The 18569-nt window shown below is 61.2% G+C and carries 11 protein-coding genes and 1 tRNA gene; 6 read left to right on the forward strand and 6 right to left on the reverse strand.

Annotated elements, in window-relative coordinates; translation table 11 throughout:
- Positions 1-2718 (reverse strand): glucosidase, encoded by a 2718-nt coding sequence (locus KF712_01780; protein ID MBX3739694.1) that lies wholly within the window; start codon positions 2716-2718, stop codon positions 1-3.
- A 181-nt stretch (positions 2719-2899) separates the two neighbouring features.
- Between KF712_01780 and KF712_01785 the strand changes: the two genes are divergently transcribed.
- Positions 2900-5887: a c-type cytochrome gene (locus KF712_01785; protein ID MBX3739695.1), complete on the forward strand. Its 2988-nt coding sequence runs from the start codon at positions 2900-2902 to the stop codon at positions 5885-5887.
- A 46-nt stretch (positions 5888-5933) separates the two neighbouring features.
- Here the strand turns inward: KF712_01785 and KF712_01790 are convergent, their stop codons facing one another.
- The gene (locus KF712_01790; GenBank protein MBX3739696.1) at positions 5934-6524 is read right to left on the reverse strand and encodes a riboflavin synthase; all 591 of its coding nucleotides are present in this window, start codon (positions 6522-6524) and stop codon (positions 5934-5936) included.
- A 47-nt stretch (positions 6525-6571) separates the two neighbouring features.
- Positions 6572-7279 carry a hypothetical protein gene (locus KF712_01795; GenBank protein MBX3739697.1) on the reverse strand — a complete coding sequence of 236 codons (708 nt, stop codon included), beginning with the start codon at positions 7277-7279 and terminating at the stop codon, positions 6572-6574.
- Between the two features lie 127 nt (positions 7280-7406).
- On the opposite strand from KF712_01795, the gene KF712_01800 reads away from it, so the two are divergent.
- Entirely contained in the window at positions 7407-12542 is a 5136-nt protein-coding gene (locus KF712_01800) for an SUMF1/EgtB/PvdO family nonheme iron enzyme (GenBank protein MBX3739698.1), read from the forward strand.
- A 5-nt stretch (positions 12543-12547) separates the two neighbouring features.
- On the opposite strand, the gene KF712_01805 is transcribed toward KF712_01800, so the two are convergent.
- Positions 12548-13252: an SDR family NAD(P)-dependent oxidoreductase gene (locus KF712_01805; protein ID MBX3739699.1), complete on the reverse strand. Its 705-nt coding sequence runs from the start codon at positions 13250-13252 to the stop codon at positions 12548-12550.
- Between the two features lie 30 nt (positions 13253-13282).
- Positions 13283-14413 (reverse strand): M20 family metallopeptidase, encoded by a 1131-nt coding sequence (locus KF712_01810; protein ID MBX3739700.1) that lies wholly within the window; start codon positions 14411-14413, stop codon positions 13283-13285.
- A gap of 138 nt (positions 14414-14551) precedes the next feature.
- Between KF712_01810 and KF712_01815 the strand changes: the two genes are divergently transcribed.
- Together KF712_01815 and KF712_01820 are read left to right on the forward strand one after the other, a co-directional pair.
- Positions 14552-14875 (forward strand): YegP family protein, encoded by a 324-nt coding sequence (locus KF712_01815; protein MBX3739701.1) that lies wholly within the window; start codon positions 14552-14554, stop codon positions 14873-14875.
- A gap of 152 nt (positions 14876-15027) precedes the next feature.
- Positions 15028-15102 (forward strand) — tRNA-Val (locus KF712_01820).
- A gap of 70 nt (positions 15103-15172) precedes the next feature.
- Here the strand turns inward: KF712_01820 and KF712_01825 are convergent.
- Positions 15173-16477 (reverse strand): hypothetical protein, encoded by a 1305-nt coding sequence (locus KF712_01825; GenBank protein MBX3739702.1) that lies wholly within the window; start codon positions 16475-16477, stop codon positions 15173-15175.
- A 185-nt stretch (positions 16478-16662) separates the two neighbouring features.
- Here KF712_01825 and KF712_01830 point away from each other — a divergent pair, with 185 nt between their 5' ends.
- Positions 16663-17202, forward strand: coding sequence for a sigma-70 family RNA polymerase sigma factor (locus tag KF712_01830; protein MBX3739703.1), 540 nt, complete (start codon positions 16663-16665; stop codon positions 17200-17202).
- Positions 17199-18563, forward strand: a complete 1365-nt coding sequence (locus tag KF712_01835; protein MBX3739704.1) for a FecR domain-containing protein — start codon at positions 17199-17201, stop codon at positions 18561-18563. The genes KF712_01830 and KF712_01835 overlap by 4 nt, the downstream gene beginning before the upstream one ends.
- Positions 18564-18569: the final 6 nt, after the last annotated feature.

The following is an 18569-nucleotide window of genomic DNA, read 5'->3' on the forward strand; positions in this document are numbered from 1 at the left end:
TCACCTCACCGGATTCACTTCCTTGCCTCCCTGGATGGCGCACATGCTCTGCGGGTTCACCAGCTTCTCGCGCCGTTCGCGGACCAGGCGGACCACCAAGGCGGTCCAGCCGGTCTGGTGGGATGCTCCCAGTCCTTCTCCGGTCTCCGCGTGGAAGTATTCGTGGAACAGCAGGAGATTCTGCCAGTGTGGCACGTCCGTGTAGCGTTCCGCGTCACCGAAGCAAGGCCGGTAGCCCCTGTGATCCGGCATGAACAGGGAGATGAGCCGGTCGCAGAGATCGATGGCGACTTCCAGCAGGGTCTTCATCTTTCCTGAGCCGGTGGGATGCTCGATGGTGAACGTGTCCCCATAGAAGTAGTAGTAACGTTCCAGCGCCTCGATGATCAGGAAATTGATGGGGAACCAGATCGGCCCGCGCCAGTTGGAGTTTCCGCCGAACATGTCGGTGGTCGCCTCTCCGGGCGTGTAGGCCACCTCGTGGTGCTGGCCCGCGTGCTCGAAGACGAACGGCTTTTTCCAGTGGGCCTTGCTCAGCGAGCGGATGCCGAAGTTCGAAAGGAAGTCCTCCTTGCTGAGCATGCGCTCCAGGCACTTCCGCAGCCGTGCCTCCGAAGGGATGGCCAGCAGGCACCGGCCCGGGTTCTTGCTGCCGGGCACCCTGCGGACGGTGATGTATTTGAGGAGTTCCGGACGGTTGGTCAGGAACCAGTCCATCCGTTTGCGGAAACCCGGCAGGGAATCGATGGTCTTCTGCTTGAGCACGGTCACCGCGCAGAGCGGCAGCAACCCGACCAGGGAACGGATGCGCAGCGGGATGGGGTCCTCATGGTCGATGATGAGCTGGTCGTAGTAGAAGCTGTCCTGCTCGTCCCACAGGCCGGTCCCTCCCAGGGAGTTCATGGCGTCCGTGATGCTGACGAAATGCTCGAAGAACTTCGACGCGATGTCCTCGTAGGCGGGCTTCTGGAGGGCCAGCTCCAGCGCCATGGCCAGCATGGTCAGGCAGAAGGAGGCCATCCACGCGGTGCCGTCCGCCTGGTGCAGGCGGCCACCGCCGGGCAGGGATGAGGAGCGGTCGAAGACCCCGATGTTGTCCAGCCCGAGGAAGCCCCCGGCGAACACATGGCGACCCTCCACGTCCTTGCGGTTCACCCACCAGGTGAAGTTGAGCAGCAGTTTCTGGAATGCCCGCTCCAGGAAGAGGATGTCCCGCTCGCCCTTGTTGTCCGCGATCTTGTACACCCGCCAGACCGCCCACGCATGGACGGGCGGGTTCACATCGGAAAAGTTCCACTCGTAGGCGGGGAGCTGGCCGTTCGGGTGCATGTACCACTCCCGCAGCAGCAGCAGGAGCTGGTGCTTCGCGAAGTCCGGGTCGATCGCAGCGAAGGGCAGCATGTGGAAGGCGGTGTCCCACGCCGCGAACCATGGGTATTCCCACTTGTCCGGCATCGAGAGGATGTCGCGTGCGTAAAAGTGCGGCCAGTCGTTGTTACGTCCCTCGTAGCGGTTGGCCGGCGGCTTCGCCATCGCGGGGTCGCCCTTGAGCCAGTCCTCCACCACGTAGTGGAAATACTGCTTCGTCCACAGCAGGCCGGCGTAGCCCTGGCGGCAGATCATCCGCTCATCCGCGGAGATGCCGGAGGGGATCACCTGATCATAGAACTCATCGCTTTCCCCGGCGCGTGCGGCCAGCGTTTCCTCGAACCGGTCCAGCCCCGCGATGCCATTGTCTTCCTTGATGGAGTGCAACCGGCAGCGGACCACCACGGAGCCACCCGCCGGGACCATGAACTGGAGGTGGGCGGCCGTCTTCGTGCCTTTCGCGTTCGGGGAAACGGATTCCTCCTGGCCCTTGATGATGAAATTGTGGAACGCGTCCTTCACATGGGGCGTGAGGTTCTCCGTGCCGAAGACCGACTGGTTGTTCGTCTCGTTCTCAGTGAACAGCCACGGGAAATCATCCTCCGCGTCCGGTGAACCGACGATGAAGCGGTAGGTGCCCAGCTTTTCGTGGAAAGCGGTGATGCCTTCTTCTTCCAGTGAGATCACCGGCTTCAGCAGCGGCATGTCCCGTTCGTTCCCCCAGACCCAGTCGTTGCGGAACCACAGGCTGGGCAGCACGTGGATGGGCGCGGCCTCCGGGCCGTTGTTGGTGACGGTGATCTTCCACAGCAGGTCGTCCGGCGTGCGTTTCGCCACCTCCTGCATCACGTCAAAGTAGCGGCCTCCGTCGAACACGCCCATGTCCGCGATCTCCAGCTCCGGACCGGTGCGGCCCAGCCGCTGATTTTCCACACGGATGGCCGTGTAGGGATAGGTGACCTGCGGGTACTTGTAGAGCGCCTTCGTGTAGGAATGGGTGGGGGTGGAGTCCAGATAGTAGTAGCACTCCTTCACGTCCTCCCCGTGGTTGCCCTCGTTTCCGCCCAGCCCGAAAAGCCGCTCTTTCAGGATGGTGTCCTGTCCGTTCCACAGGGCGGGGGCGAAACAAAGGTGGCATTGGCGGTCGCTCCAGCCGTTCAGGCCGTCCTCACCCCACCGGTAGGCCCGCCGCCTCGCCTGGTCATGGGGGAAGTTCGCCCAGCTGTTCCCATGCTCCGAGTAGTCCTCACGGACGGTACCCCACTGCCTCTCGCTGAGGTAGGGCCCCCAGCGCTTCCAGTTCTTCGCGCGCTCCTTGTCTTCGGCAAGGCGTTCGTGTTCCCGAGTCATGTCGCGCGTAACTAAGCAGTATTTGTGCGCAACCGCCAGAAAGAGTGAGTTTCATGGAGGTGAAAGCTGTGACGCGGTATGGGATTATTTGTGTTTTTCTTTGGAAAAATGGTTTTTTCTGGATGGGTGTTGAAATTTGGAAAACCTTTTCACCGTTAGATCCCATCCTTCCCTTTAACCCATGCGACCTACCACGTCCCTGTTCCTGCGGCCTGCCTTGGCCGCCGTTTTTCTATCCGCCCTCCCGCTCCACGCCCAGGAGAAGACTCCTGCCTGGATCTGGGACAAAAAAGGAGGCTCTGACGGGCAGGAACTCCACATCCGCAAGGTGATTTCCTTGCAGGGAGGGGAGAAAGTGCGCCTCTCCGCCACCTGTGACAATGAGATGGCTGTCTTCGTGAACGGCAAGAAAATGGCCGGGAGCAAGGAGTGGGAAAACCCCGCCAGCGTGGACATCACCCCGGCCCTGGTGAAGGGTGACAACCTCATCGCCGTGAAGGCGGTCAACCGTGGCAATGGAGCCGCGGGATTCATCGCAAAGCTGCTCATCGAAAAGGACGGGAAGAAAGAGGAGATTGTCACCGACACCTCTTGGAAAGTTTCCGCGAAGGGTGTGAAGAACTGGAACACCTCCGCATCCCTGGATGAAAGTGGCTGGGCACCCGCCGTGGCCGTCGGCCTGGCCGGCGAGGGACCATGGGCCGGACAGATCAAGGCGAAGACCCTCGACAACGTGGCGGACGTGAAGGAACCGGAGGCCACCCCGGTGAGCGCCATCAAGGTGAAGGAAGGTTTCAAGGTGGAACTGCTGCATACCGTCAAGATGGCCACGGAAGGCTCATGGGTGGTGTCCTGCTTCGATGACAAGGGACGCTTGATCGTTTCCGATCAATACGGTGGCCTGTTCCGCGTCACGGTCCCTGCCATTGGCGGCAAGCCGGAGGACACCAAGATCGAGCCGATCCCCGTCCAGCTCGGCGAGGCGCAGGGCCTCTGCTGGGCGTTCGATTCGCTCTATGTGGTCACCAACTCCGGCAAATACCCGCGCGGACTCTACCGCGTGACGGACACCAACAAGGATGACGTCCTTGATAAGGTGGAGCAGCTCCGGCAGTTCGCCCCCTCCGGTGGTGAGCACGGCCCGCATGCCGTCCTGCCGGGACCGGATGGAAAGTCACTCTACGTCGTGGTCGGCAACCAGACCCCCATCACGGAGATGAACAAGAGCCGCGTGCCGAAGAACTGGGCGGAGGACAACCTGCTGGACCCGCCGCTCATCGGCCGTGGTTTCATGCGCGAGGTGATGGCCCCCGGTGGCTGGGTGGCGAAGACCGACAAGGACGGCAAGGAGTGGGAACTGGTCACCACCGGCTTCCGCAACCAGTATGACGCCGCCTTCGACAAACATGGCTCGCTCTTCACCTTTGATGCGGACATGGAGTGGGACTTCAGCGTGCCGTGGTACCGCCCCACCCGCGTGTGCGAGGTGATCAGCGGTGGCGAATACGGCTGGCGCTCCCTTTCCAAGAAATGGCCCGTGCGCTGGGAGGATGGCCTGCCCCCCGTGACCGACATCGGTCCGGGATCCCCTACAGGCGTCACCTTCGGCTACGGCACGAAGTTCCCGGCGAAATACCAGAACGCCTTCTACATCGCGGATTGGAGCTACGGGAAGCTCTATGCCGTGCACCTGAAGCCGGACGGAGCGGGCTACAAGGCGGACTTCGAGGAGTTCATCACCGCGAACCCGCTGCCCCTCACCGACATGTCCGTGAACCCGAAGGACGGGGCGATGTATTTCCTCATCGGCGGACGCCGCGTGCAGAGCGGCCTCTACCGTGTGACGGCGGTTTCTCCCGCAGCGGAGGCACCCACCCCGGCGGCACCGCCATTGCTGGGTCTCCGCCGCCAGTTGGAGGCTTTCCATGGCAAGCAGGACGCGAAAGCCGTGGACTTCGCATGGAAATATCTCGGCCATGAGGACCGCCTGATCCGCTTCGCTGCCCGCATCGCCGTCGAGCACCAGCCGGTTTCGCAGTGGAAGGACAGGGCGCTGGCGGAGAAAGATCCGCGTGCCTCGCTGACCGCACTCATGGCGCTGTGCCGTGCCGGGGAAGGGGACAAGGCCCTGCTGGGGCCGGTGCTGGACGCCCTGGACCGCATCGACTTCACCAAGCTCAAAGGCCTGGACCGCGAGACCTACGTGCGTGACTACCAGCTCGCGTTCGCCCGCTTTGGTGAGCCGGAGGAAGCCGTGCGCGCGAAGGTGGCGAAGAAGCTGAGCTCGCTGTTCCCGACCAAGGAACCATGGCTGGATGTCGATCTGGCGGAAGTGCTGGTCTATCTGAAGGACGCGGATTTCCTGCCGAAGGCGGTGGCCATCCTCGAAACCGCTCCCACGCAGGAGGAACAGATCTCCCATGCGAAGAACCTGCGGCTGGCCAAGGCCGGATGGACGCCGGAACTGCGCGAGCGCTTCTTCAAGTGGGTCTGCCTGCGCGCCCCGCTGCTCAAGGGCGGTGCCAGCTTCCCGATGTTCATGGCGGACATCAAGAAAGACGCCATCGCCGGACTGACGGAGGAGGAGAAGGTGAAGCTCCAGCCGCTCATCGACGCCAAGCCGGAGGTGAAGGGACCGGAGTTCGACTATGCGGGCAGGAACTTCGTCAAGGAGTGGACCGTGAAGGACATCGACCCGGTGCTGGCGGTGGGGCTGGAAGGCGGGCGGAACTATGAGAACGGCCGTAATCTTTTCGGCGCCACCGCTTGCTTCGTCTGCCACCGCTTCGGCAGTGAGGGCGGCGCAATCGGTCCGGACCTGACCAGCGTGGCGGGGAAATACAGCCCGCGCGACCTGCTGGTCCACATCATCGAGCCGAACAAGGAGATCAGCGACCAATACGGCCAGCTCGAGATCATCCTCAACGACGACTCGAAGGTCTATGGCCGCATCATGAACCTGAACGGCGACAGGCTTTCGATCAACACGGACATGATGAACCCGGATGCGATTGCCTCCGTGGATCGCAAGCGGATCAAGTCCATGGAGCAGAGCAAGACCAGCATGATGCCTCCGGGGCTGCTCAACACCTGCAAGGACACGGACATCCTGGACCTGTTGGCCTACCTCCTCAGCAAGGGCAACAAGGAAGACCCGCTGTTCAAGTAAGGCCTGTCAGGGAAACCCTCCGCCGGCATGTGGCGGAGGGGACGGCTCAGGCGCGTGCCGCCAGCAGCTTGTCCACGTGCTTCGCCAGCAGGTCGGCCTCCAGGTTCACCGGCTGGCCTTCCGCCGCCGCCCTGAGGTGCGTGTGCTCCCAGGTGTGCGGGGTGATCCAGAACACGGCGCTGTTTTCCCGCAGTTCCGCGATGGTCAGGGAGATGCCGTCGATGGCCAGCGATCCCTTGTCGATGCAGAGGCGGTGGATCTCCCGTGGCAGGGAGATCTCCAGCATGTGGTCCTGCCCGTGCGGGCTGATCCCGATGATGCCGCCGGTGGCGTCCACATGGCCCTGCACGAAGTGTCCGCCCAGCCGGTCCCCGACGCGCAGCGCGCGTTCCAGATTGACGGTGGAACCTTCCTCCAGATGGCCCAGTGAAGTGACCTTCAGCGTCTGGCTGAGGATGTCGAAGGTCACGCCGCCCGGCTCGAAGGAAGCCACGGTGAGGCAGCAGCCGTTGACCGCCACGGAATCACCAAGGGCAAGCTCCCCGGCAAAGGGGATGTCGAGCAGCAGCTTCGCCTGCTCTCCCAGCGAGGTCAGCGAAACAACGGTGCCGGTGGCTTCAACAAGTCCAGTAAACATGCCGGGAGGATGCAACGGCTCCCGCCAATGGCAAGTAAGGACCCTCCTTACCCCCGCCTCCGCATTTTCCTCACCACCACGAACACCCCTCCGGCCATCACCGACACCAACCCCGCTCCCGCCGCGATGATCCATCCGGGAACGGGAATCTTCGCCTTGAAGTGGATCACCACCGGCCTGCGGATCGCTGCGGACAGCGGTTGGTCCCAGATCTGGGTCAGCCCTCCGTTCTCCGTGCGGGTGGCCGTGGATTCCTGCGGCACCACCGGCAGATGGAGGATGTAGGTCAGCCTGCGGTCGCGGAACTCCGATGCCGGGATGAATGCGGTGGGGAGTGCCTTGCCGGGTGACACCGTCCGGGTGAAGTCCACCGCCAGGCCCTCTCGCTTCACATCGAAGATGCCGGCAAGATGTTCCATCGATCCGGGAACCCGCCGGCCCTCCAGGGAGGACGTCATTTCTGAAATCTCATCCACCGATTTGAACGCCAGCTTCACCTCCACCTTCAGCCGGTCCCCGTCTACCACCACCTCCCGCGTGGAGCCGGGAAAGTCCGCCAGCAGGGAGTCCAGCAGCTCCTCCACGCCTTTCATCCCTCCCTGGAATTTCGCCGCCGTTGCCGGGATGTCGTAGCGGAAATGCGCCCGCCCGCTGCCGTCGGCCGCCAGCCACACCTCCTCACGCCCGTCGATGCAGGAGGTGAGGAGGAATGCGGCAAGGGAGAGAAAGCTAAAGATGACGCGGGAGAATGTCATGGGGTTCCGCCGCGATTGAATCACAAGTGTCCGGTGGTTGCCACGCACGAGAATGTCACGGGGCGGATCGTTGCAGGAGATTCCGACCGGAGGCTGCCTGATTCACCTGAAATGCGGTTGATTTCAGATGGAATGGTGGGTCATGATCTTTGGCGGACTTATGAGATTCCCCCTGCTTTCCGTCTGTGTGGCAATGGTTTTGGCGATAGGATGTTCCTATGCTCAGACCGTGGGGAATGTCCGTGCGGCGCAGCGCGCGGGAACCAAGCTGGTGGACGTGTATTATGATCTTGGAGGTGACGACGGCCCGTATCGGGTGGCTTTTGAAGGCTCGGCAGACGGTGGGGCGACGTGGACGCTGCCGTTGGCGACCGTGATCGGTGCGATGGGATCAGAGGTGGCGGCGGGAGCGAACCGCCGAGCGGTGTGGGATGCGGGGGCGGATTGGAACGGGAACGTTTCGGAAGCAGTGAGGTTCCGGGTGAGAGCCACGAAAGATGCCCCGGTGACGGGAGAGTTCTCTCTGATACCAGCGGGGAACTTCCAGATGGGGGATTCGGTCGAAGAAACAGGCGGGGAGCTTCCCGTTCACACTGTGTATGTGAGTGCGTTTTACATGGGGAGGTATGAAGTGACGAAGTCCTTGTGGGACGAGGTGAGAGCTTGGGGGCTGAATAACGGCTACACGGATCTGGGGATCGGGTCTCACTATGGCGATACGAATTACAGCAAAGGGTCTCATCACCCGGTGCATGTGATCACTTGGTATGATGTCGTGAAATGGTGCAACGCCCGGAGCGAGAAAGCCGGTTTGGCACCTTGTTACAGGGTAGGTGGGGAGGTGTATAGGACTGGGAACAATACCCCCGATTGCAGTTGGTATGCCAGTGGGTATCGTCTGCCGACGGAGGCGGAGTGGGAGAAGTCGGCGCGGGGAGGTCTGAATGGAGCTCGTTATCCGTGGGGGAATACGATTAGCCATGCTCTTGCCAACTACTGGGCTGATTTCGGTCAATTGGGCGATCAGAGTAACGGGGGGGCTCATCCTGCATACAGCACGAACGGAGAGCCTTATACGTCGCCTGTTGGAAGTCTTGCGTCCAATGGGTATGGTTTGTATGACATGGCGGGTAATGTGGCGGAATGGTGCTGGGATTGGTGGGAACCTTATGAGGCGTCTCCCCGAAGTGATCCGCGTAGTTCTGCTTTGAGTGATTTTACAGGTTTCCGGGTGATTCGTGGCGGTGCCTGGGACAGGTCCTCGGAATTATGCAGAGTCTCTAGCCGCAACTACTTCGATTCTCCAGACGGCTTCAACGCTAGCCTGGGGTTCCGGTTGGCCCGTGGCGCGGGTGTATTAGGTAACATCACGACAGTTGACACCCGGAGGAGCTTCACCATCACGGGAAGAATATTGGATGGTAACTGGCCGTATCCCCCTCCTCCTTTGGAAGGAGTCACGGTGAGCGTCGGATCCGTTGGTGTTGTGACTGGTGCGGATGGCATGTTCGAGTTGAAGGTCGATCCCCTTGCGGGAGGAGTTTTCAAGGCGGCGAAAGAGGGATTCATGGATTATCTTGACCCTCTGCATGTCGAAGTCAGGGAAAACACCAAGGTGGATCTGGGGCTGATCGAACTCAAACCGGAGACTGACGCACCTTACGTGGAGTGGCTGCAACCGGATCCCGACGGTTTTCTTCTCTGGAAATGCGGTCTTCGATGCACCGCGAAAGCCAAGGTGAATTGGAACGGCCACCGGCCTGAATCGGTTCAATTTTTTGCCAACGGGGTTCTGGTTGAAACGCTTGATGGTTCCGGCCCGGAATATGAAGCCACCATTTCCGTGGACGAACATTTTACTCCGAGTATTCAGTTCGACGCAAATTCGATTTCAGTGGTGGCGACGGGAATCCCGGAAGAAGGGGGTATGGAACCGGTGGCGTCGGAGGAAGAGGTGAGGAACGTATACGTGTTTTTGTCGCCGAAAGCGTTGGAATCATTCCTGTCACCGGAAAACATCAGTACGGAATTGCACACCGTGAAGATCAAGGTGAAGTTTCCAGCTCCAGCGATTGGCGATTCGGTGACTTTGCCGGTGATCGGCACTCTCGGAGGCAAAGTGCAGTCGGAAGGGGAGCTGAGCTATCATATTCCCAGTGGACAATGGGTGTTGTCTTTCGGAAAAGATGTTGAAAATCCGCTGGCAACCTTGAATGTAGGCAAGGTGTCAGCCAGTACGGGATTCCATTTCAGTGGCACGGGCACCGCCAGTCCGACGAAGGGATTCACTCTGGATGGGGTGACTATGGAGCCGAGATTCAACATCTCAGGACAGTTCCGGCTCGGAACTTTCGGGCCTCTGGATCTGTTGGCGCCCGGTATCTCGAATGTGCTTGGCCGGATTCCGCGGCTCCGTGAGAGCTTGGACAACGTGGTGATCGTGGTGATGCTGAAGCCTAATGTCGAAGGGAGGCTTGCCATGGGCTTGTGGCCGGAATTCAAATTGAAATCGGGGGAGTTGACCGGCAGATTACCGTTGGAAGCTTTCTACGAGCCGAAGGTTTTCAATGTCAAAGCCCGGTTCTATGTCGGGGGAGAGCCGCGGATCACCTTTAAAATACCCGGTGACTTTTTGAAGGAAGTGGGGGTTCGCGCGTATGCAGGACTTTACGTGTCGAAGTGGGGGATGCAGGTCGTCGATCTGCAATACGTTTTTGTCGATTATCCCAGCTCCGGAGCAAGAGGGAGTTCGGTCCGGCATGCAAGATCCCCGGCCAATGTTCTGGAAGCGGCGGGGAATGCAATGAGGGATGTTCGGCCGATGGAACGTCAGTGGAGGGCAAAGGGAGCGGAAAAATTCGTGGCAGGAGGTGCGGGGGAGCTTGGTTCATTCAACCGGATGGGAAGGTCCGGAGCAGGGGTAAACCCCGGAGGCAGGATTCCGAGAATGATCGTGAACGATCCGGATATGCCTGTCGGAGCGGAGTTGCCCTTGTTGGAGAATGTCTTTCCCGAAGCGGAGCCTGCGCTGGCAGGGCGGGATCATTCATCAATGCTGCTCTATGTCCGCGATACAGGAGAGGATCATCCCTTGCAGTTCACGGAGATCGCCTGGACCCGTTATGATGGTACAAGCTGGAGCGTTCCGGAGGCGGTGGCCCCGGCTCCAAACGGGCAGTTTTCTCCGCAGGTGGTTTTCGATGGCAATGGCGATGCCATTGCGGTCTGGGAACAGTTCAAAGATCCCGCTTTCAGCGAAGGGGATCTGGAGGAGACGGCTTCGCAGATCGAGATCATGTGGTCGCGCTGGAGCTCCGCCACCGGAACCTGGACCGTGCCGGTAGCCATGACCTCCAATGCGGTAGTCGATCACCAGCCCCGGCTCTCCGGCCCGCTGGCGGATGGCGGTGCTGTTTTGACCTGGATCCGCAATCAGGGCAACAAGCTGGCAGGTGAAGGTGCGGAGGGGGCCGTGACCAACAACGAAGTCCAGGTCACGCGTTGGGATGCGGCCACAAAAACGTGGCAAACGCCGCAGACACTTGCGGCGAATCTGACGGGAGACACTTCCCATTCCCTGGCGGCAGGCGGCGACAAGGCGGTTTTTGTATGGGGACGCGATATGGATGGAGACACCGCCGAATCGGCGGACTCGGAACTTTTCGCCCGCGTGATGGATGCGGACGGAAATTGGGCCGCGCCCATCCGTCTCACCCATGATGCGTTTTCTGATCTGAATGCCCGGGTGGCGGTGGACACGGCGGGAGAGATCCACATGGTCTGGAATCGCAATGGAGATTTGGTTGCGCAGCGGAATCTGGAGGGCGCGATTACGGTGGTGCGTGAAGAGACTGACAGTATGGGTGCGGCGGATTTTTCCCTCGCCATCGGCCCCAGTGGGAATCTGCTGGTGATCTGGCAGGATATGACGGAAACGGGCTCGGATGTTCACTGCCGCGTCTTTGACCCGGTCTCGGACACATGGGGACTGGATACCCGGCTTTCCGATGATCGCGATCTGGAGACCTCTTTTGCCCCCGTATGGGATGCAGCGGGGAATCTGACGATGGCCTACCTGAATGTGGCCATCACCGATGAAACCAAAGCCGTAACAATGGAAGGCGGTGAGGTCGTCGAGGTGGAGGGCGTGCCGCAGCCGGGTAGGGTGGACCTGTTGGTGGCGAAGCGCGCGCTTGTGAAGGATCTGGCCGTTGCTCCAGATGGCCTTTCCGCGGAAGGCGGAGATTTCCTGCCGGGTGATGCGGTCACGCTCAAGGCCAAGATCAGGAACACCGGCAACGTGGCGGTGGAGGATGCGGTGGTGGCCTTTTATGATGGGAATCCGGAGGAAGGTGGCACATTGATCGGAACCGCGACCGTACCCGGCTGGTTGAAGGCCTCGGATGATGCGGAGGTAACGGTGGGCTGGATGATCCCGGAGCCGGCGGTGGCGAGGATGGTGTTCGCGGTGGTAGACCCGGACGGAGTGGTTGCGGAATCGGATGAAGAAAACAACATGCTTTCGCTACCCCTCAACGGGGTGAATCTCCAGGTGGAATATCAGTCCGGGAGGGTGCTGCGCGATGGTTCGGCGCGGGTGCTGGTGAAAGTCAGGAATCTTTCCGCTCCCGAGTCTCCGGTATCGACTCTCCAGCTCAAGGAGCGGGAGAGCGGAGTGGTGCTCGTGGAGAAAGTGGTGAGCCAAGTGGCTCCGGGAGAGGTGTTGGAGTTTCCGCTGGATCTCCCTGCCGGCAGTCATCCGGAAGGGGCAAAATCTTATGTTGTCACGGTGGATGGAGAGAGCCTGTCGGGCGATGTGGACACCGGGAACAATGAGATTCAATTCAGTCTTTTGCTCTGGATCGATGATGACCGGGATGGTCTGCCAAGGTGGTGGGAAGAGGCCAACGGATTGAGCGACAGCGATCCGGCGGACAGCAACCTCGATTCCGATGGGGATGGATTTTCCAACCGGCATGAGTATCTGGCTGGAACGGATCCTAGGAACTCTTCATCGATGTTGCGTGTCGGGGAGATCGCGCAGCGCCCGATTGAGAATGGTGGTGGTGTGTCCGTGTCGTGGGTGCCGACGCCCGGGCGCAGGTACAAACTTGAAAGATCCTATGATCTCCGGAACTGGACGATGATCGTGGAGGATGTAGAAGCGTCACCGCCTCTCAACACCGTGGTTGATGGCGATGTTCCTCCTGACGGAAAGGCATTCTACAGACTGACGGTTCTGGAGACATCGGCCATCGAGTGAGCGCATCACATATGCTGGCCGCTGCCACGCACGAGAATGTCACCGATCTCCACGTGCGGCGGCGCTTCCAGGATGCACAGGATCGTCCAGGCCACGTCAAAGGGATCGAGCATCTTCATCGCCGCCTTCGTCTTGGTGAGGGTTTCCTCCCGGCCCCGGAAATACTGCTCCAGCATCGGCGTGTCCACGAACCCCGGGGAAACCGATCCCACCTGGATGGGGGAGTCGATCGATTTCAGCTCGCTGCGCAGCGCGTCCGTCACCGCCTTCACGGCGAACTTCGTGGGCGCGTAGAAGCCACCCGTCGGCGGCACGCGGTGCCCGCTCATGGAACAGACGTTCACGATCCGGCCACCGTTGGCGGGGAAATGTTTCAGCGAGAGCTGGCAGCACTGGGAGAGCGCCATCACGTTCACCCGCCACATTTCCTCCCAGTCCGTCGGATTGCCGTCGATGATCCGGGACAGATAGGCCACCCCCGCGCAGTTCACCAATCCGTCGATCTTCCCCAAGCCGTGGAAAATGGACGAGATATCCTCCCGCTTCGTCAGGTCCGCCACGATGGGGGAGACATCTTCGGACAGGGCGGAGGGATTGCGCGTCACGCCCAGCACATTCGCGTTGCGGGCGACCAGCAGTTCGCAGAGCGCGCGGCCGATGCCGCTGGATGCACCGGTGACGAGTAGTGTTTTTCCTTGGAGAGACGACATGAAATTCAGGCGATACTACGTTAGGAAACGTCAGTTCGTTGCGAGATCGCGGATGAATTTTTCAAAGAAAGCCGCTCCCTTTTCGAGATCATCGGTGGAAATGAACTCGTCCACCGTATGCGCCTGGTCGATCGATCCCGGGCCGATGCAGATGCTGGGAATGCCGCCATGCGAAAGGTGCGCCGCATCGGAAAACCATGGCGCACCCGCCAGCTTCGATCCGGCGGCGAGCAGTGCCTTGATCACCGGATGATCCGCAGGTGTCTCCATCGGCGGATTCTCGTGTGGATTCACGATCTCCACCGGCAGGTCGAAGTCCGCGATGGTGTCCGCCAGCAGCTTCAGCGCGCCGCCGCTTTCCGCCAGGGAAGGGGTGATGCGGATGTCGATGACCGCATTCGCCAGATCCGGCACGATGTTCGGGCGGGAGCCGCCGTTGAAGACACCCACATTCATCGTGGACGGCCCCAGCACAGGATGGGTGAAGGTGGCCAGCTTCGAACCCAGATGGTGGTCCAGCGTGTCCAGCGCCCGCGCCAGTTTCATGACGGCGTTCTCGCCCTTCTGCGGCTGGGAACTGTGCGCCGCCTTTCCCGTCGCCCGCAGGGTCGTCCAGAGGGAGCCTTTTGTGACGTGGACGGTCTCCATCGAAGTCGGCTCACCGACCAGCGCGAAGGTGTATTCCTGGTTGTGGTTTTTTGCGAAATCCTTCGATCCCCATTGGTTCGATTCCTCGCCCATGAACGCCACGAAATCGAACGCGATGCTCGAGCTTTTCTGGAGTTCCCGCGTCTGGCGCAGCGCCCACAGCATCGCCGCCATCGGCCCCTTGGTATCAGATGCGCCGCGTCCCCACAACCGGCCATCGCGGATGTCCCCGCCGAAGGGATCGATGGTCATGCCACCCACGCCGACGGTGTCCAGATGCGGACCGAAAAGCACCCGCGGACGGCCATCCATCGGTGCGAACCGGGCGATGAGATTCGGTCTGCCGGGACGGATTTCCTCCAAGGTGACCTCCGCGCCCAGTGCCTCCAGCCAGCCGGTTAGGAACTTCGCCATCTCCGCCTCGCCGGTCAGATCGGTGCCTGGGCTGTTCTCCGGATTGACCGAGGGGATGCGGACCAGGTGCTGGAGCAGGGAGACGACATCAGCGGGCATGCGGATAGACTCAGCGCTCATCCGGCATGAGGCAAGAGCGGAGGGGAAATCCGATGAAATGCGCCGCGCGGAATGCATGCGATCTTGCATTTTTCCGGATTTCTGGAAAATGGCGGATGAACCAAGTTCCGAAGATCCATGAGCTACGAAATCAAGACCGACGCCGCCGGAAAATTCCGCTTCAACCTCAAGGCTGGCAACGGCCAGATCATCCTCAGCAGCCAGGGCTACACCTCGAAAGCGGACGCCCTCAACGGCATCGCCTCCGTCCAGAAGCACTCTCCGGATGACGCGAATTTCGAACGCAAGGACTCCTCGAAAGGGGAACCCTATTTCGTCCTCAAGGCCAAGAACGGCGTCGTCATCGGCCAGAGCGAGATGTATTCCTCCACCGCCGCCCGCGACAACGGCATCGCCTCCGTCCAGAAGAACGGCCCATCCACCGACGTGAAGGAAGTCTGACCCAGGCGTGGGATCTCCGGAGCATGGAGCCTCCGCCATGAGCGCGGTGAGCCTCCCAAAAAAACCTCCGGGGATTTCACTGAATTGCTTGCCAAGCGATCATCCGGGACATCATCCTCCGGCCCGCCGCCTTCCCGGGCGGCAACATCAAGGCGCGCTTAGCTCAGTGGTAGAGCACATCCTTCACACGGATGGGGTCGCAGGTTCGAACCCTGCAGCGCGCACCATCTCCAACCCGGCTTCTAAGTCGGGTTTTTTGGTCTATACCAAAGATTGGGGAAGAGGATGCGGGGATGTTCAACCCAGCCACTCAGCGAACCAGCCGAAAGCCTCTTCCTGCATGGGGAGATCGAACTTGTGGTGTCCGTCGTGATAGCTGGACCGGTAGCGGTCGGGGGCTCCGGCTTTCCCATAGACCTCACGGAGGATCGTGTCAGCCTTCCGCATCTCTTCCGGCGTGAAAAGCTGGTCCTGGCTGTTGTTCAGAACCATGACGGGAACGGGCACCCGGAGGCCGAGGATCTCGGGGAACTCCAGGAAATTGGGCAACAGGGGCGCATAGATCATCCAAGTATGGGTGTATGCCTTGTGCAGCAGGAAGTCATCCCATGTGGACATGAAACCGATGCAGACCGCGCATTTGATCCGGTCATCCAGTCCTGTCAGATAGACCGTTCTCAATCCTCCTCCGGAAAGCCCTCCGCAGCCGATCTTGTCCGGGTTCACATCCGGTCTGGCCGAAAGGACGTCCAGGGCGGCCCGGTCCTCCGCGAGGGTCACGCCGGGCCAGGTGGTGCCCGCGCAGAAAAGCGACTTCGACATCACATGCTCATGCTCCGACGCCCAGGTGTTGTAGGCCGCAATGTTGGCGCTGTCCTCCGGATTCTCGTCCGATTTTCCCGCCACATTGAGCGGCCCCCACGGGATGCCATCCACATCCCCATAGTGGACCCTGCGGCTGCCGAAGGCGAAGGTATCGTGGACCAGCACGACATGGCCGCGTTTGGCGATCTCGTTGGCCCATGCCATTCCGCTGTAGTATTTCTTCTGGTGCTCGGTCTGGAGCGGATGTGGATCCGCGGATGTTCTGGTGATCTTCCTCGTCCCGAAGTATTTGTTCCCTCCGTGGTCGTGCAGCGCCAGGATGCCCGGCAGTGGCTTCTTGGCACCCTCGGGTTTCAGCAGGATCGCGTGTGTGCGTCGGCCGTAGGGCAACTGCCAGCTCAGTTCCTCCACCGTCAGACCGTCGTAGTGATACGACTTCTCCACCACCGCGTCCGGTTTCCCCATCTCCGGAGCGGCGAGCAACTCGCGGGCTTTTTCCTGCGGGGTCTTCCGCCAGGAATCGGGGGAGTCCCACTTTTCATGCCGGAAAGAGAGGGTGGGGACAGCGGGGCGCAGGGATGATGCCCACGTGCCGTAGTTGCCGATGATGCTTTTGGTGGACTGGGCGGCGGCAGTGGATGCCACCTGTGCACTGGCGGACGGTGGAGATGAAGATGCGCCGAGAAATGCAGGGAATCCGCCCAGGACTCCGGCGGAGCTTTTCAGAAAGCCGCGGCGGGTGGTGCATCCTTTGTCGTCGGGGTTTTCGTTCGTCATTTCTGGCGGGGATTCGGAATGGGGCGGTTACCGGAGGAGGCGTTTCGGGTGACTCATCCCTACGTCGGAAAGGGGGGAGGGTTCTCACATCTTCCGCCGCCCACTGAAAAATTCCGGGAATCCGGGAGAAGTTGGAGATTTGCGCGTCATATTTTTCCGGGATCGGCTAAATCTACATGACGCTTATGGCTGTCGATTCTTCCAATCGGGGGCATACCCCTTCCTTTGTCGGGCATCTCACGGGATGCCAGAGCGCGCTGTATGCGTTCATTTCGGCGCTGTTGGGCGGTGCGGAGGGGGCGGGGGACATCCTGCAGGAGACAAACATCGTCCTGTGGAACAAGGCGGCGGATTACGATCCGGCCCGCCCTTTCCTGCCATGGGCCTATACGTTCGCGCGCTTCCAGGTGATGGCGTGGCGGAAGAAGCAGTCGCGGGACCGGCTGGTGCTGGATGATGACCTGCTGGACAGGGTGGCGGATGATTTCATGGCGCTGGATGTGACGGCGGAAAAGCAACTGGAAGCGCTGGAGGGTTGTCTTTCAAAACTGGCGCCCCCGCAGAGGGAACTGCTGGACTCCCGCTACACGAAAGGGGAGCCGGTCAACGAGATCGCGGCCCGGATGGGCCGGGACGAGAATGTGGTTTCGGCCAGTCTCTACCGCATCCGGCGGACGCTGATGAAGTGTGTGGAAATCACCCTCGGACAGGAGGTGCGGTCATGAACGCAGCCGGTGAATTTGAGATGTTGCTGGCGGCGGTGCTACAAGGAACGGCCTCGCCGGATCAGATGGCCCGGCTGCGCGAGCTGATGCGCGCGGATGCCTCGCTGCGTGCCGAGTATGTCGCGCAGATGCGCGGCCATGCCCTCCTGCAGTGGAGCGCGGGGGCAGTCGTTCCAGAGGAAAAACCCGTGGCGGCCGTGGTGGTATTTCCGAAACGTCGCTTGGGCAGATGGCTGGCCGCTGCCGCGGCGGTGGGACTGCTAGGGTTCTTCATTGCCCCCCGGCCCACCGGGAAAACGCAGCAGTCTCCGGCGATGGTGAAACTGGAGGTGCTGGAAGCATCCCAGCGGGAGGGCGCGGATGGAAATCCCATCCGGATCACCACCGGGATGGAACTTTCCGTGAGCGAGCTGCAGATGCCGGAGGGATCCTTCCGTTTCCGTCTCGGATCCGGAGTGGTGGTTGGTGTCACGGGGCCGGCCGAGCTGCAGTTTTTCAATGCCATGCACCTGCGGGTGATCCGTGGGAAAGTCACCGCGGATGTCGGTGAGGAGGGGAAGGGTTTCATCGTGGACACGGCGCAGACGCGGGTGGTGGATCTTGGCACGCGCTTCGGCGTGGATGTGGCGGAGTCCGGGCATACCGATGTGGTGGTCTTCCAGGGTGAGGTGGAGCTTTACGACACGGCCACCAAAGATGGTGCGAAAGGGAACTCCTCCGTGAGCAGGCTGGTGGAGGGGGAGGCCGTGCGGGTGAACGTGGCGAAGGAAGTGAGCCGCATCTCCAGCATATCCTCCGGGCCGGAGGGGGATGACGAGTGGTCCACCAGTGGCGTGAGCGATGGTGTGTCCACCATTTCCGCGGTGCATGACAACCTCCACAACCCCAAGTCGAACTACTACTACCGCATCCTCCGCGGCGGGATGAGGGAGGACGCGCGCGCCTTCATCGCGAAGCGCCATGAGTGGAATGGCCTGGACGAAAAGGGCCTGCCTGACTGGCTGGTGGGCGCGGATCTGGTGCAGACCTTCCCCGCGGGCGACCGCAACGGCACGCTGCAGATCACGGTGACCACCGCGATGCCTACGGAACTCTACATCATCGTGGACAGCCGGGTGCCCGCGCCATCCTGGCTGACGGACGGCTTCCAGGACACGGGCGCGCGCATCGGGCTGGAGAACGCGCCGCTGCCGGACAGTGGGATCGATACGGGGAAAGGACCGGGGAGTGGAAATCTCGCTCCGTTCGCGGTCTGGAAGCGCGTGCTGCCGCAGGCGGGCGACTACGTCCTGGGTGCGCCGCCGCTGGGTCCGGAGGACCGGCCTCACTGGATGTATGGCATCGCCGCCCGCAAGCTCTGACCGTCT

The organism is Akkermansiaceae bacterium (assembly GCA_019634595.1).
Taxonomy (GTDB): Bacteria; Verrucomicrobiota; Verrucomicrobiia; order Verrucomicrobiales; family Akkermansiaceae; genus Luteolibacter.

Coding starts and splice junctions, on each gene's coding strand:
- KF712_01780 (MBX3739694.1), bottom strand. CDS start 2,718: ATGACTCGGGAACACGAACGCCTTGCCGAAGACAAGGAGCGCGCGAAG.
- KF712_01785 (MBX3739695.1), top strand. CDS start 2,900: ATGCGACCTACCACGTCCCTGTTCCTGCGGCCTGCCTTGGCCGCCGTT.
- KF712_01790 (MBX3739696.1), bottom strand. CDS start 6,524: ATGTTTACTGGACTTGTTGAAGCCACCGGCACCGTTGTTTCGCTGACC.
- KF712_01795 (MBX3739697.1), bottom strand. CDS start 7,279: ATGACATTCTCCCGCGTCATCTTTAGCTTTCTCTCCCTTGCCGCATTC.
- KF712_01800 (MBX3739698.1), top strand. CDS start 7,407: ATGGAATGGTGGGTCATGATCTTTGGCGGACTTATGAGATTCCCCCTG.
- KF712_01805 (MBX3739699.1), bottom strand. CDS start 13,252: ATGTCGTCTCTCCAAGGAAAAACACTACTCGTCACCGGTGCATCCAGC.
- KF712_01810 (MBX3739700.1), bottom strand. CDS start 14,413: ATGCCCGCTGATGTCGTCTCCCTGCTCCAGCACCTGGTCCGCATCCCC.
- KF712_01815 (MBX3739701.1), top strand. CDS start 14,552: ATGAGCTACGAAATCAAGACCGACGCCGCCGGAAAATTCCGCTTCAAC.
- KF712_01825 (MBX3739702.1), bottom strand. CDS start 16,477: ATGACGAACGAAAACCCCGACGACAAAGGATGCACCACCCGCCGCGGC.
- KF712_01830 (MBX3739703.1), top strand. CDS start 16,663: ATGGCTGTCGATTCTTCCAATCGGGGGCATACCCCTTCCTTTGTCGGG.
- KF712_01835 (MBX3739704.1), top strand. CDS start 17,199: ATGAACGCAGCCGGTGAATTTGAGATGTTGCTGGCGGCGGTGCTACAA.